The 12,860-nt window shown below is 72.9% G+C and carries 14 protein-coding genes; 7 read left to right on the plus strand and 7 right to left on the minus strand.

Annotated elements, in window-relative coordinates; all coding sequences use genetic code 11:
- Positions 1-66 precede the first annotated feature (66 nt).
- A complete protein-coding gene (locus tag ACZ4MF_RS27165; RefSeq protein WP_467494517.1) occupies positions 67-1,161 on the plus strand; it encodes a DUF5925 domain-containing protein in 1,095 nt (364 codons plus the stop codon).
- Between the two features lie 15 nt (positions 1,162-1,176).
- Entirely contained in the window at positions 1,177-1,947 is a 771-nt protein-coding gene (locus ACZ4MF_RS27170; RefSeq protein WP_467494518.1) for a DUF72 domain-containing protein, read from the plus strand.
- A gap of 17 nt (positions 1,948-1,964) precedes the next feature.
- Here the strand turns inward: ACZ4MF_RS27170 and ACZ4MF_RS27175 are convergent, their stop codons facing one another.
- On the minus strand, positions 1,965-2,333 hold the full coding sequence (locus tag ACZ4MF_RS27175) for a GntR family transcriptional regulator (protein WP_356022554.1): 369 nt from the start codon (positions 2,331-2,333) through the stop codon (positions 1,965-1,967).
- Between the two features lie 84 nt (positions 2,334-2,417).
- Here ACZ4MF_RS27175 and ACZ4MF_RS27180 point away from each other — a divergent pair, with 84 nt between their 5' ends.
- Together ACZ4MF_RS27180 and ACZ4MF_RS27185 are read left to right on the plus strand one after the other, a co-directional pair.
- Entirely contained in the window at positions 2,418-3,347 is a 930-nt protein-coding gene (locus ACZ4MF_RS27180) for a GNAT family N-acetyltransferase (protein WP_467494519.1), read from the plus strand.
- On the plus strand, positions 3,328-3,828 hold the full coding sequence (locus ACZ4MF_RS27185) for a ribonuclease FAU-1 family protein (RefSeq protein WP_467494520.1): 501 nt from the start codon (positions 3,328-3,330) through the stop codon (positions 3,826-3,828). The genes ACZ4MF_RS27180 and ACZ4MF_RS27185 overlap by 20 nt, the downstream gene beginning before the upstream one ends.
- A gap of 50 nt (positions 3,829-3,878) precedes the next feature.
- Here the strand turns inward: ACZ4MF_RS27185 and ACZ4MF_RS27190 are convergent, their stop codons facing one another.
- Positions 3,879-4,481: a class I SAM-dependent methyltransferase gene (locus ACZ4MF_RS27190; RefSeq protein ID WP_467494521.1), complete on the minus strand. Its 603-nt coding sequence runs from the start codon at positions 4,479-4,481 to the stop codon at positions 3,879-3,881.
- A 111-nt stretch (positions 4,482-4,592) separates the two neighbouring features.
- On the opposite strand from ACZ4MF_RS27190, the gene ACZ4MF_RS27195 reads away from it, so the two are divergent.
- Positions 4,593-4,727: a hypothetical protein gene (locus ACZ4MF_RS27195; protein ID WP_256464732.1), complete on the plus strand. Its 135-nt coding sequence runs from the start codon at positions 4,593-4,595 to the stop codon at positions 4,725-4,727.
- Positions 4,728-4,746: 19 nt separating this feature from the next.
- On the opposite strand, the gene ACZ4MF_RS27200 is transcribed toward ACZ4MF_RS27195, so the two are convergent.
- Positions 4,747-5,196 carry a GNAT family N-acetyltransferase gene (locus ACZ4MF_RS27200; RefSeq protein ID WP_467494522.1) on the minus strand — a complete coding sequence of 150 codons (450 nt, stop codon included), beginning with the start codon at positions 5,194-5,196 and terminating at the stop codon, positions 4,747-4,749.
- Between the two features lie 160 nt (positions 5,197-5,356).
- On the opposite strand from ACZ4MF_RS27200, the gene ACZ4MF_RS27205 reads away from it, so the two are divergent.
- Positions 5,357-6,277 (plus strand): lytic polysaccharide monooxygenase auxiliary activity family 9 protein, encoded by a 921-nt coding sequence (locus tag ACZ4MF_RS27205; protein ID WP_467494523.1) that lies wholly within the window; start codon positions 5,357-5,359, stop codon positions 6,275-6,277.
- A 50-nt stretch (positions 6,278-6,327) separates the two neighbouring features.
- Here the strand turns inward: ACZ4MF_RS27205 and ACZ4MF_RS27210 are convergent, their stop codons facing one another.
- The gene (locus ACZ4MF_RS27210; RefSeq protein ID WP_467494524.1) at positions 6,328-7,191 is read right to left on the minus strand and encodes an esterase/lipase family protein; all 864 of its coding nucleotides are present in this window, start codon (positions 7,189-7,191) and stop codon (positions 6,328-6,330) included.
- A 168-nt stretch (positions 7,192-7,359) separates the two neighbouring features.
- Positions 7,360-7,806: a MarR family winged helix-turn-helix transcriptional regulator gene (locus ACZ4MF_RS27215; protein WP_467494525.1), complete on the minus strand. Its 447-nt coding sequence runs from the start codon at positions 7,804-7,806 to the stop codon at positions 7,360-7,362.
- A gap of 91 nt (positions 7,807-7,897) precedes the next feature.
- Between ACZ4MF_RS27215 and ACZ4MF_RS27220 the strand changes: the two genes are divergently transcribed.
- Entirely contained in the window at positions 7,898-8,272 is a 375-nt protein-coding gene (locus ACZ4MF_RS27220) for a cupin domain-containing protein (RefSeq protein ID WP_376289090.1), read from the plus strand.
- A 17-nt stretch (positions 8,273-8,289) separates the two neighbouring features.
- Here ACZ4MF_RS27220 and ACZ4MF_RS27225 read toward each other — a convergent pair whose 3' ends face one another.
- Positions 8,290-9,264 carry a DNA polymerase Y family protein gene (locus ACZ4MF_RS27225; protein ID WP_467494526.1) on the minus strand — a complete coding sequence of 325 codons (975 nt, stop codon included), beginning with the start codon at positions 9,262-9,264 and terminating at the stop codon, positions 8,290-8,292.
- Positions 9,261-12,710, minus strand: coding sequence for a DNA polymerase III subunit alpha (locus ACZ4MF_RS27230; RefSeq protein WP_467494563.1), 3,450 nt, complete (start codon positions 12,708-12,710; stop codon positions 9,261-9,263). The genes ACZ4MF_RS27225 and ACZ4MF_RS27230 overlap by 4 nt, the downstream gene beginning before the upstream one ends.
- Between the last annotated feature and the right edge of the window lie 150 nt (positions 12,711-12,860).

Here is a 12,860-nt window from a genome sequence, read left to right on the forward strand (position 1 = left end):
CGGAACACCCGGCACAAGGGGAGGAAATGCCGTGCGCGGAGGTCATCGGTGGCGGATCATGGCGGCATGTCTGCTAACCCACACGACGCTCTGCCGATCCGGCTCCACGTCGACGACTCCGACTCGCCGTCCGACGTCGTCGACGCGCTGTTCCTCGGCCGCTTCGCGACGGGCGAGCAGCCGTACTCGCACGCCGTGAACATCGACCGCGTCCGCTCCGGCGCGACCCTGCTGCCCGACGGCGCCCGCGTGCTGCGCGCCGCCCGCGACGACGACCGCAGCGCCACGCTCGCCGAGGGCGACGGCTGGACCCTGCTGGTCTCGCGCTGGAACCGCGGCGCGGACGTCACGGTCACCGCGACCAGCGCGGACCTCGCCGAGCGGGTCCTCGACCAGGCCACGGACGGCGCGGCCGACGAGCCCGAGCCGCAGCCCGAGAACGTGACGATGGGCTTCTGGTACGTCTCCCCGCGGCGCGGCCCGCACCGCACCACCCGGCAGATCTCCGCGGGCACCTGGGACGAGATCCGGCCCAACTACACGGCCCCGGTGGCGGACGCGATGGACCGCCTGATGAAGACGACCCCGCAGGACATCGCCGGCCGCCTCCTGCTGCTGCACGGCCCGCCGGGCACCGGCAAGACCTCCGCGCTGCGCACGCTCGCCCGCTCCTGGCGGGACTGGTGCCAGGTCGACTGCGTCCTGGACCCCGAGCGCCTCTTCTCCGACGTCGGCTATCTGATGGACATCGCGATCGGCGAGGAGGACAGCGCGGGCAAGGGCCGCTGGCGCCTGCTGCTCCTGGAGGACTGCGACGAGCTGATCCGCGGCGAGGCCAAGCACACGGCGGGCCAGGCCCTGTCCCGGCTGCTGAACCTGACCGACGGCCTCCTCGGCCAGGGCCGCAACGTCCTGGTCGGCGTCACCACCAACGAGGACCTGGAGCGGCTGCACCCGGCGGTGGTCCGCCCCGGCCGCTGTCTGGCCCGTATCGAGGTGGGCCCGCTCAGCCGCCGCGAGGCGGTGAACTGGCTCGGCACCGAGGAGGGCGTCGCCCGCGAGGGCGCCACCCTGGCCGAGCTGTACGCGCTGCGCCGGGGCACGGCCCCGACCTCGGTGCCGGGGGCGCGGGACGGTGCGGACGCGGGGCTGTACCTGTAGTGCTTTGATGGTGGTGTGACCTTGTTCGTCGGCACCTCCGGCTGGCAGTACAAGGACTGGCGGGACCTCGTCTATCCGGCCGGGGTCCCGGCGCGGCTGTGGCTGGAGGAGTACACCCGGCTCTTCGCGACGGTGGAGCTCAACAACGCCTTCTACCGGCTGCCGACCCGGGAGAACTTCGAGACCTGGCGCGAGCGCGTGCCGCCGGACTTCGTCGTCGCGGTCAAGGCCAGCCGCTATCTCACCCACATCAAGCGCCTGAAGGACCCCTCCGAGCCGGTCGACCGGCTGATGACCCACGCGGCGGGCCTCGGTGACCGCCTGGGACCGGTCCTCCTCCAGCTCCCGCCGACCCTGCGCGCGGACCCCGCGCTGCTGGACGCCTGTCTGGCCCGCTTCCCGTCCGGTACGAGGGTGGCGGTCGAGCCCCGTCACGCCTCCTGGTGGACGTCCGAGGTGCGCCAGGTCCTGTCGGCCCGGGGCGCGGCGCTGTGCTGGGCGGACGTGCAGGCCCGCCCGACGACCCCGCTGTGGCGCACCGCCGACTGGGGCTACGTCCGCTTCCACGAGGGCCGCGCCCACCCCTGGCCCCGCTACGGCCGCCGCTGCCTGGAGACCTGGGTGGACCGCGTCGCGACGACCTGGTCCCACGCGCGTGATGTGTACGCCTACTTCAACAACGACCCCGGCGGGGCGGCGGTGGCGGACGCGGTGACGTTCGGGAGGGCGGCGCAGCGGGCGGGTCTGGCGGTGACGCGCGTGCCGGAGCCGGCCCGGCTCCACTGAGACTTCCCGCCTTCGCGTTACTTCCCGTAACCGGCCCGCAGGGCGTCCCGCACGGCGGCCAGCGCCTCCGGCTCGTCCAGCCCCAGCCTCCGGACGTGCTCGACATACGTCTGCGCCGCGGCGGCGGCCCCCCGCTCCGCGGCCGAGCCGGCGGCCGCCACGAAGGTGCCGTTGCGCCCCCGGGTCTCGATCACCCCGTCCGTCTCCAGCGCCCGGTACGCCTTGGCCACGGTGTTCACGGCGAGCCCCAGCGACTCGGCCAGCCCGCGCACGGTCGGCAGCCGGTACCCCACCGGCAGCACCCCGGACCGCGCCTGCTCGGAAATCTGCGCCCGCACCTGCTCGTACGGGGGCGCGCTGTCATCGATGCGGATCTTCAGGCTCACGACCCGATTGTCCCGCACCCGGCGTGGCACACCCGCCGGAAAATGAGAGGCGTACCGGAACGTGTGTCCGTACGGTCCCCTGTCATGACTGTGACCGTGCGCGATCTGCGTCCTGGTGACCCGCCCGACGTCGAGGACTTCACCCGGGTACGGCATCAGGCCCTCCCGTACATCCTGTGGACCCCCGCGTCCGTCCTGCACACGCTCACCCGCACCCCTCCCGAGGCCTGGGCCCGGTCCCTCGTGGCGGAGGAGGACGGCGAGGTGATCGGTACCGCCCAGGTGATGCTGGCGCACGACAGCCCCGAACCCGGCCAGGGGATGCTCAACATCTACGTCCACCCGGAGCGGACCCGGCGCGGCGCGGGCGACCTGCTGGTGCGGGCCGCCGAGGAGCATCTGGCGGCGCACGGGGCGACGAAGCTGTTCGCGTGGGTGCTGGACGAGCCGGCCAACCGCGCCTTCGCCGAGAGGCGCGGCTACCGTGCCAGCCGCTCCGCCCACTTCCTCCGGCTGGACCTGGCCCGCGCCTCGCTGCCGCCCCTGCCCGCTCCCCCGCCGGGCGTCGAACTGCGCACGGCCGCGGACTTCGCGGACGACCCGCGGCCGCTGTTCCGGCTGGACGCGGAGACGATGTCCGACGAACCGGGCGACGTCGACGTCGAGTTCACCGACTACGAGGCCTGGCTCACGGGATCCTGGGCGCATCCGCTGCTCGACCGCGAGCTGACCACGGTCGTGGTGGCCGGGGGCCGCCCGGTCGCCTTCAGCGTGGCGTACACCGACGGGGGCAGTCGCTATGTCACCGCGATGACGGGCACCGCGCGCGCCTTCCGCCGGCGCGGCCTGGCCAAGCTGGCCAAGACCGACTCGCTGCACCGCGCCCGCGCCGCCGGCCTGACCGACGCGCTGACGGGCAACGACACCGCAAACGCCCCGATGCTGGCGATCAACACGTCGCTGGGGTACGAGATCTGTGCGACGGAGGTCCGCCATGTCCGCGAACTCGTCTGAACCGACGGCCGGGTTGACGGTCGTACTGGTCAAGGGCGGCCGTACGAAGATCCGTTACCCAGCCGAGCTGCTCCACGACGACGGCACGCGCATCGCCGTACGGGCCCCCTGGGCGGGCGCCGGGGTCCGGGACTTCGGCTTCGTCCGCTTCGAGCCGGGCGACGTCTTCACCGAGTACTTCTGGCGGGACCGCTGGTACGCGGTCAAGGAGGTCCGGGCCGGGGACGGCACGGTGAAGGGGTGGTACTGCGACATCACCCGCCCGGCGGTGCGCACCGGCGCCGAGCTGGTGGTGGAGGACCTCGACCTGGACCTGTGGCGCTCCGCCGACGGCAGCGACGTACGACGGCTGGACGAGGACGAGTTCGCCGCGAGCGGGCTGACCGAGGCGGACCCCGGGGCCGCGTCCGCCGCCGTGGCGGCCCTGGACACGCTGGAGTCCCTGGCCCGCGCCGACGGCTTCGCGGACCTGCTGGCCTGACCCGCTGAGCCGGAGCCGGGCGCAGGCACGCGCGCCCGGCCCGGATCGGCTCACACGGTCGCCACCACCGCGTACCGTTCGTCCTCGACGGCTCTGCCCCACAGCTGCGGGTCGCCGGACAGTCGCTCCACGCGTATGTCCGCGCTCAGCGGCGCGAGCAGGGCGGTGAGGCGCCCGGCGGGGATGCCGACGGGGTGCGCGGTCCCCCAGACCCCTTCGACCAGCACGAAACGGCCTCCGGGCCGCAGCAGCTCGCGCCAGTGCCGCAGCACCCGGTCGGGCGCGGGCAGGGCCCACAGCACATGCCGGACGAGGACGACGTCGAAGCGCTGCTCGCCCACCGGCGGGGCCGCGGCGTCCCCGCACAGGACCGCCGCGTCCCGCCCGGCGAGCTTGGCGCGGGCCCGCTCGACCATCGCCGGGGACGCGTCGACACCCGTCACCCGGTGTCCCCGCTCGGCGGCGAGGAGCGCGAGGCTGCCGGTGCCGCAGCCCAGGTCGAGGACGTCGGCGGGATGCCCGGGCAGCCAGCCGCGCACTCTGGCCGCCCAGGCCGCGCGGACCTCGGGGTCGCGCAGCCCGTGGTCCGGTTCGTCGTCGAAGCCGGCGGCCTCGGCGTCCCAGTCGATCTCGTTCGTGCCCACAGCGCTCATGCCCACAGAGTGACACCCGCCACTGACAATCCGGCTCCGATGAGGAACCCTCCCCGAAAGCGTCTGCCTCCGTGACATCACGGAACCGGGTAGGTGCTGAAGGAGGCAGCCATGCGCCGCGCGACCGTGCAGAAGCCCCTGAAGAGGACGGACAGCCGCCGCATCCGCGAAGAGGCGGAGGAGCGCCCCGCGGGGCGTCCGGAGGTGCGCAAGGACATCGCACGCACCTGGTGGCCGGACGGCTGACCGGACCGGCCGCGCGTGGTCAGCCCAGCCGTTTGCGGTAGTGGATGCGGTCGTACGGCCCGTCCGCGCGCCGTTCCACCGCCTCGTAGCCGAACTTCGGATAGATCTCCTGGTTCTCCCACATCATCGCGTTCGTGTAGAGCCTGACCTCGGGCAGACCGAGCGCACGCGCGCGTGCGTCCACGAATTCCAGCAGGCGCCGTCCCACCCCGTTGCCGTGTGCGTCGGGGTGAACGGCGATGCTGTCGAGGAACAGGTGGTCGTCGTGGGTGCCGATGACGACGAGCCCGGTCACCGGCTCCCCGAGGACGAACACCCGGCCCGCGGCCACGTCCGCCACGTGGTCCGCCTCCATGGGCTGCGGCACCACCCCGATGCGCTCGATGTAGTGACGGTAGGCCGCGTCGGTCACAGCCTTCACGGCCGGTGCGTCGGTGGCCCGGGCGGGCCTGATCTCGTCGTTCGTCATGGCGTGGACGCTATCTGCCTCAGCGCAGTCTGAGCACTCCCTTAACGCCGCCATAAGGATCTCCCCCGCCCGCCCCCAGCAGGCGATTTTCTCGGTTTCTTGGGACTAGCTTCGGATACGGGATCCAGCCCGCCCCCGAGGACCGTTCGAGGAGTTCCCCATGCCCGCACGCCGCAAGGTCGCCGTCGTCGCCGCCCTCGGCAGCACCGCGCTGGCACTCGCCGCCGCGCCCGCGTCCGCGCACGGTTCGATGGGCGATCCGGTCAGCCGGGTCTCCCAGTGCTACGCCGAGGGGCCGGAGAGCCCGAGGTCGGCCGCGTGCAAGGCGGCCGTGGCGGCGGGCGGCACCCAGGCGCTGTACGACTGGAACGGCATCCGGATCGGCGACGCGGCCGGCCGGCACCGGCAGCTGATCCCGGACGGCAAGCTGTGCAGCGCGAACAACGAGGAGTTCAAGGGCCTGGACCTGGCCCGCGCCGACTGGCCGGCGACGCGCGTGCGCAGCGGGTCGTACACCTTCAAGTACCGGGTGACGGCCCCGCACAAGGGCACCTTCACGGTCTATTCCACCAAGCCCGGCTACGACCCGGCGAAGCCGCTGGCCTGGTCCGAACTGGATCTGGCGCACCCGGTGGCGACGGTCACCGACCCGGTCGCCTCGGGCGGCTTCTACACGTTCTCCGGCACGCTCCCCGAGCGCTCGGGCAAGCAGCTGCTGTACGCGGTCTGGCAGCGCTCGGACAGCCCGGAGGCGTTCTACTCCTGCTCGGACGTCGACTTCGGCGGCACCACGGAGAACACGGGCACCGCCCCCGCCCCGGCCGCCTCCGCCCCCACCGACCGGCAGATCGCGGCGGGTGCCGACAAGTCGACGATGAGCCACCACGACCGCGGCGGCGACGCGGCCGCCCCGCACCGCACCGCCAACGCGCCCGAGGCCGCGGGCACTTCGCGCAACCTGGCGGAGACCGGTGCGTCCACCGGCACCACCTACCTGGCGCTCGGTGCCGCGGCGGCGCTGGCGCTCGGCTCGGCCGCGCTGTTCCTGTCGGTGCGGCGCCGGACGACGGGCCGCCGCTGAGGGTTCCGGGGCCTGTCCGGCGGCTCAGGTCGGACAGGCCCCGGCGCGCGTCAACTGAGGGCCGACGCGCAGGTGGTGGCGCTCGCGTGGGCCGGATCGAGCGCGTTCGCCACCTCGTGGAAGGCGATGCGGTCGAACAGGCCGATCGCGACGTGCTCGGTGAGGTCGAGCGGGCACAGGTCCTGGAGCAGGACGTTGTGGACGTCCGAGCCGCTCAGGTACTGGCTCTGCCAGGGCGTGGCCACCTCGTCGTACTTGGTCGCGATGACGGTGTAGTGCACTCCGGGGACGGTGTCGCCGCCCGCGTTGAGCCTGGTGAGGAAGTCCGAGCCGGGGATCTGGTCGGCGAGGCCGGGGGTGGTGGCCTTGATCAGGTCCGAGGCGCCGGGGAAGTACGGCAGCAGGTTGGTGAGGCCGCTGAGGGTGGCGCCGTGGTTGTCGGGGGCGAGGCCGACGAGGGCGTTCACCTTGGCGGCGCCGCCGAGGAACTTCAGGTAGTAGCGGGGCATCATGCCGCCCTGGGAGTGGCCGACGAGGTCGGCCTTGGCGGCGCCGGTCGCGGCGAGCACCTTGTCGACGAAGGCGGACAGCTGGCCGGCCGACTCGTCGATGGGGCCGAGGCCGTAGAAGACGGGGACGCCGGCCAGTTGGCCGTAGTCGACGGAGAAGACGCAGTATCCACGGGCCTCCAGGTAGGGGGCGAGGGAGAGCCAGTTGTCGACCGAGTTGCCCAGGGTGCCGTGCACCAGGACGACCGGCCGGGGATGGTCGGCGGAGGGCTTGCAGCTGAAGTCGTTCCAGCCGGTGCTCGGGGCGGAGTCGGCCGCGTGCGCGGTGGCGGCGGGTACGACGGCGACGGCGGTGGTGAGCAGCAGTGCGGCGAGGGGTCTGAGGGCTCGCTTCCAGGGCAGCATCGAGTGATCTCCTTGCGGCTCAAGGGAGGTGCGACGGCCTTACCCTGTGATCCGGATCACGAGGACGCTGTTCACTCGTCAAGTTACGGGCGAGTAGTGCAAGTGTGAAGTTACGCGCCAGTAAAAACCTTCCAGCACCGGTGGAACATCACTGGAACCGACACTCCGTCACCAGGCCAGCCTGATCGGCCCGCCCGGCGCGACGCGCGCCAACCGCTCCCCCAGCAGGCGCACTTCCCGCTCCCCGAGCACCTCGGCCCATCCGCCCACCACCTCGGCGGCCGCCTGCTCCGCCGCCCGGGTGCAGTCCCGGCCACGCTCGGTCAGCACGACCAACCGGGCACGCGCATCCCGCGGATGCGGCCGGCGCTCGGCGTACCCCTTGCGCACGATCTCGTCGACCAACTGACTCGCGGCCTGCTTGGTCACGCCGAGATGGGCGGCGAGGTCGCTGACGGTGGCCCCGTCCGGAGAGAGCCGCGCGAAGGCGAAGCCGTGGGCGGGCCGCAGATCGGCGAACCCTCGGGCCAGGACCCCCTCGTGAATGCGTTGCGTGAGGTCGCCCGCGGCGGCGAGCAGTGCGGCGGACAGGGCCATGGCGTCGGAGTTCTGCACCGAGGCATTGAAACACCCTTGACGGATCGATCAAGCTGCTTGACCATATAGTCAAGCAGCTTGACTACTTTTCCGAACGGAGAGCACAGCCATGCCCGTCGTCCGTTCCGCCCAGGCCGTGTCCCACGAGATCCACGGCGCCCGCTTCGTCTCGTACGCGACCCCGCTCACCGGAAGCAGAGAACTGTGCGCCTGGCGCGGCGAGATTCCTCCGGGGACCAAGGCCCCGGCGCACACCGTCACCCGGGAGGAGATCTTCCATCTGCTCGTCGGCGACCTGCTGATCACCCTCGACGGCCGGACCGACCGCATCGGCGCGGGTGACACCGTGATCGTCAACGCCGGCGCGACCCTCGCCGTGGAGAATCCGTCCGGCCACACGGCGATCTCCTGGGTCACCACCTCCGTCGGTCTGGAGGCGGAGCTCGCCGACGGCACCCGCATCGCTCCGCCCTGGGCCAACTGACACCCGGCCGAACGGAGTCACGCCGCCAGTGACCCCGGGATCACCGCTCTGGGGCCGAACTTCGCCCGTACGCGGTCCGCGACCTCCTCGATGCGGCGGACCTTTTCGTCCACGGGGTCGAAGGTGAGCTGGTAGGAGGCCTGGTCGGCGCAGGTCAGGCCCTCGGCGCGCAGGACGATCGCGCGGACCCGGGCGCGCTGGAGGCCGAGCGCCTCGTACATGCCACAGGCCGTCCGCGTCAGGGCCGCCGAGTGCGCGGTGGGCTCCTTCAGGGTGCGGCTGCGGGCGGTCGAGGACCGGTCGGCGTAGCGCACGGTGAGCGTCAGGGTGCGGCAGACCTTCTCCAGCGCGCGCAGCCGGGCACCCAGTTCCTCGGCGGCCGACAGCAGCGCCCTGTGATGCCGGTCGGGGTCCACCTCATCGCGTTCGAAGGGCCGTTCGGCGACGAGCGACCGCGAGACACCGTTCGGTACGACGCGCCCGCGATCGACGCCGTTCGCCTTCTCCCGCAGCTCCCGGCCCGCCCGCGCGCCGATCAGCCGCTGGAGCGTGGACAGCGGCGCGGCGGCGACCGGTCCCAGGGTGTCCAGGCCGTACTCGCACAGGGTGCGGGCGGTCGCCGCACCGACGCCGGGCAGCGCGGACACCGGTAGCCCGGCGAGGAAGTCCGCGACGGCGTCCGGGTCCTCCGGCACGGCACACGTCACCCCGGGCCGGGCGCCGCGCAGCGCCACGCGGGCCAGCATCGGCCCCGGCCCCGCGCCGATCGCGCAGTCGACGCCGTACCGCGCGAGGGCCCGCACCCGGATCACCGAGGCCAGTTCCACGGCACCGCGCCCGAAGTACCGCTGGGCACCGCGCAGATCGGCCAGCGCCCCGTCCGGGGGCAGCGCCTCGACGACGGGGGTGAAGTCCTCCAGCAGTCCGAGCAGCCCCGGCAGGGCCGCCTCGTACATCGGCGGCAGCTGGAAACGTACGCAGAGGATGGTCATCCCGCACTCCCCGGACTCTGGTGCCACAACTTCCGTATCGCCGCGGGCCCTTGCGCGGCCTCCTGCCCGGCGGGGCGCAGGTCGGCCCACGGATGCATCTCGTATCCGGTGGGCAGACGGATCCGCCGCCCACCCGTGCCGTCGCCGTCCCCGTCCCCGTCTCCGGCTCCGTCACCGCCCCCGGTCACCGGCTCCGCGAGCCGCGCGGCCACCACGTCCAGCCCGCCCTCGGCACGCAGTTCGACCAGTTCGGCGAGGTTCCAGGCGGCGGAACCCACCACGCTCAGACTGCGCGGCCCGCGCCGCTGCACCACACCCCGGACCAGCAGCAGCCACGAATGGAAGACGGTGTGGGCGCAGGCGTCGTGCGAGTCGTCGAAGAACGCGAGATCGACCAGCCCCGTGCCGTCGTCCAGCGTGGAGAAGATGACTCGTTTGCCGGACCGGATCGGCGGGGTCTGAGTGGCCGCCTTGGCGCCCGCGACCAGCACGGTCTCCCCGTGCCGCGCCGCACGCAGCCGGCGTGCGGAGACCACGCCCAGCTCCCCGAGGAACTCCCGGTGGTCGTCCATGAGATTCCGCGAGGCATCCATGGACAGCACCCCGAGCTCGGCGCTGAGCCGCTCGGCATCCGACAGATCCGGCAGTCCGGCCGGGGCGGTCCCGCGCCCACCGGCCAGGGGCAGTTGACCACCGCCACCGCTTCGCGCCCCCCGCTGCAGCTCGGTCAAGTGCAGTTGCAGATCACGCCGGTTGGCGCCGAACGCGTCCAGCGCCCCGACCTGGGCGAGCCGCCCGGCCAGCGGCCGGCTGGGCCGCCCCCGCTCCCAGAAGTCCACCAGGGAGGCATACGGCTGCCCGTCCTCGATCCTCTTCGCCTCCGCCTCGCTGATCCCGTGCACATCGCACAGGGCGAGCCGCACCCCCCACACCCCCGATTCAGACACCAGTTCGATCCGATGGGCGACCCCGGACACGTTCACGTCCAACGGCAGGATCGGCACCCCCCGCCGCCGCGCGTCGGCCAGCAGCAGCCGCTTCGGGTACATCCCCGGGTCGTGCGTGAGCAGCCCGGCATAGAAGGCCGCCGGGTGATGGGCCTTCAGCCAGGCCGACTGATACGTCGGCACGGCAAAAGCCACGGCATGCGCCTTGCAGAAGCCGTACGACCCGAAGGCCGCCACGATCTCCCAGGTCCGCCGGATCGTCTCCAGGTCGTACCCGTTCGCCGCCGCACGCTGCGCGAACCACACCCGGATCCGCCCCTGCGACTCCGGGTCGGACAGCCCCCGGCGCACCCGGTCGGCCTCGCCCCGCCCGCACCCGGTCAGGATGGCGACGATGTCGATGATCTGCTCGTGGAAGACGACGACGCCGTACGTCCCCCGCAACGGCCCTTCCAGGTCCGGATGCGGATACCGCACGGGCGCCCGCCCGTGCCGTGCCTCGATGAACGGCCGCACCATGTCGGCGGCGACGGGCCCGGGCCGGAACAGCGAGATGTCGACGACCAGGTCATGGAAGGTGCTCGGCTGCAGCCGCCCCACCAGATCCCGCTGCCCCGGCGACTCGATCTGGAAGCACCCCAGCGTCTCGGCGGACCGGATCAGCTCGTACGTCGCCGCGTCCCCCGCCGGCACCGCGTCCAGGTCGAGCCGCTGCCCGGTGGCCCGCTCCACCTCGGCCAGGGCGTGCGCCATGGCCGACTGCATCCGCACCCCCAGCACATCGAGCTTGAGCAGCCCGAGATCCTCCACGTCCTCCTTGTCGAACTGCGACATCGGCAGTCCCTCGCCGCTGGTCGGCACCACCGGCGTACGGGCGCGCAGCGAGGCGTCGGACAGCAGCACCCCGCACGGATGCATGGCGACCCCGCGCGGCAGGGCGTCGAGCGCCTCGACCAGCTCCCACAACCGCCCGAACCGCTCCTTCTCGCCCGCCAGTTGCCGCAGTTCGGGCAGCTCCTCCAGGGCGGCCCGCGCGTCCCGGGCCCGAATGTGCGGAAAGGACTTGGCGACCCGGTCGATCTCCTCCGGGTCCATCGACAGGGCGGCACCCACGTCCCGGACGGCATGCCGGACCCGGTAGGTCTCCGGCATCGCGACCGTCGCGACCCGCTCCTCGCCGAAACGCCCGATGATCGCGCGGTACACCTCGATCCGGCGCGCCGACTCCACGTCGATGTCGATGTCGGGCAGCACGATGCGCTCCTTCGACAGGAAGCGCTCCATCAGCAGCCCGTGCTCGACCGGGTCGGCGTTCGCGATGCCCAGGAGGTGATTCACCAACGATCCCGCGCCGGAGCCACGGGCGGCAACCCGGATGCCCATCTCCCGTACGTCGTCCACGACTTGGGCGACCGTCAGGAAATAGGAAGCGAAACCATGGTGGTCGATGATGTCCAGCTCGTCGTGCATCCGCTCCCAGTACGCACGCCGCCCGCCGTACCCGAGCCGCAGCATCCCCGCCGCCGCCCGTGAGGCGAGGGCCCGCCGGGCGGTCCGCCGCCCGGCACCCACGAGGTGGGCCTCGGGGAAGTGGACCGTACCGATCCCGAGGTCGTCCTCGGGGTCGACCAGGCACTCGGCGGCCGTCGTCCGGGTCTGCTCCAGCAGCCGGTGGGCGGCGCCGCGCCGGTAGCCCGCGGCTTCCACGATCCGCTCGGCCGCCCGCAGCATGTCCCCCGCCCCCTTGAGCCAGGCCTCCCCGGAGTCCAGCTCCTTCGTCGGGTCGATCGGCACCAGCCGCCGGGCGGCGTCCAGCACGTCGGCGACCGGGCCCTGGCCGGGGTCGGCGTACCGGACCGCGTTGGTCAGCACCGGCCGCACCCCCTGCTCGGCGGCGAAGCCGACGGTACGGGCGGCGAGCCGCAGCGAGCCGGTCCCCGTCCCCGTACGCCCGTGCCAGACGGCCTCCAGCCGCAGCGCGTCCCCGTAGACCTCACGCCAGGCGGCGAGCAGCACGGCAGCACGGTCCGGCCGCCCAGCGGCCAGCGCGCGCCCCACGTCGGAGCCGGGCCCGAGCAGCACGGTCAGCCCGTCGCCGTGGTTGTCGGGCCAGGTCAGCCGAGGGGTGTCCGCGCTCTTGTGCGCGGCCGTGACGAGCCGGCACAGGTCGGCCCACCCCTGGGCGCCGGCCCGGGCGAGATAGGTGACCCGGGGCATCGACTCATCGACAAAGGCGCCACCGCGGACCGGGGCACGCCGCCGCTCGCCTCGCGGCGCCCGCGCCGGAGCCACCGCGAGGTTCACCCCGAAAACCGGCCGCACGCCCGCCCCCGCGCAGGCCTTGGCGAAGCGCACGGCCCCCGCCACGGTGTCCCGGTCCGTCAGTGCGAGCACGTCCATGCCCCGCTCCGAGGCACGCTCGGCCAGCCGCTCCGGATGGGAGGCCCCGTACCTCAGGGAGAACCCGGAGACGGTGTGCAGATGCGCGAAGCCCGGCACACGCACCTCCCGCACTCGAACATCAGTTCCCTACTTCCACCCCCACCATACCTCCATTCTCGAACGTGTGTACGACATCCGTTCGATCACCTCCCACCTGCACAAACGTCCGCACGCCAGGACCGCGGGGGCATGCCGGAGCCCCGCCCC

This window comes from Streptomyces sp. NPDC025793 (assembly GCF_055558375.1).

Coding starts and splice junctions, on each gene's coding strand:
- ACZ4MF_RS27165 (WP_467494517.1), top strand. CDS start 67: ATGTCTGCTAACCCACACGACGCTCTGCCGATCCGGCTCCACGTCGAC.
- ACZ4MF_RS27180 (WP_467494519.1), top strand. CDS start 2,418: ATGACTGTGACCGTGCGCGATCTGCGTCCTGGTGACCCGCCCGACGTC.
- ACZ4MF_RS27185 (WP_467494520.1), top strand. CDS start 3,328: ATGTCCGCGAACTCGTCTGAACCGACGGCCGGGTTGACGGTCGTACTG.
- ACZ4MF_RS27190 (WP_467494521.1), bottom strand. CDS start 4,481: ATGAGCGCTGTGGGCACGAACGAGATCGACTGGGACGCCGAGGCCGCC.
- ACZ4MF_RS27195 (WP_256464732.1), top strand. CDS start 4,593: ATGCGCCGCGCGACCGTGCAGAAGCCCCTGAAGAGGACGGACAGCCGC.
- ACZ4MF_RS27200 (WP_467494522.1), bottom strand. CDS start 5,196: ATGACGAACGACGAGATCAGGCCCGCCCGGGCCACCGACGCACCGGCC.
- ACZ4MF_RS27205 (WP_467494523.1), top strand. CDS start 5,357: ATGCCCGCACGCCGCAAGGTCGCCGTCGTCGCCGCCCTCGGCAGCACC.
- ACZ4MF_RS27210 (WP_467494524.1), bottom strand. CDS start 7,191: ATGCTGCCCTGGAAGCGAGCCCTCAGACCCCTCGCCGCACTGCTGCTC.
- ACZ4MF_RS27220 (WP_376289090.1), top strand. CDS start 7,898: ATGCCCGTCGTCCGTTCCGCCCAGGCCGTGTCCCACGAGATCCACGGC.
- ACZ4MF_RS27225 (WP_467494526.1), bottom strand. CDS start 9,264: ATGACCATCCTCTGCGTACGTTTCCAGCTGCCGCCGATGTACGAGGCG.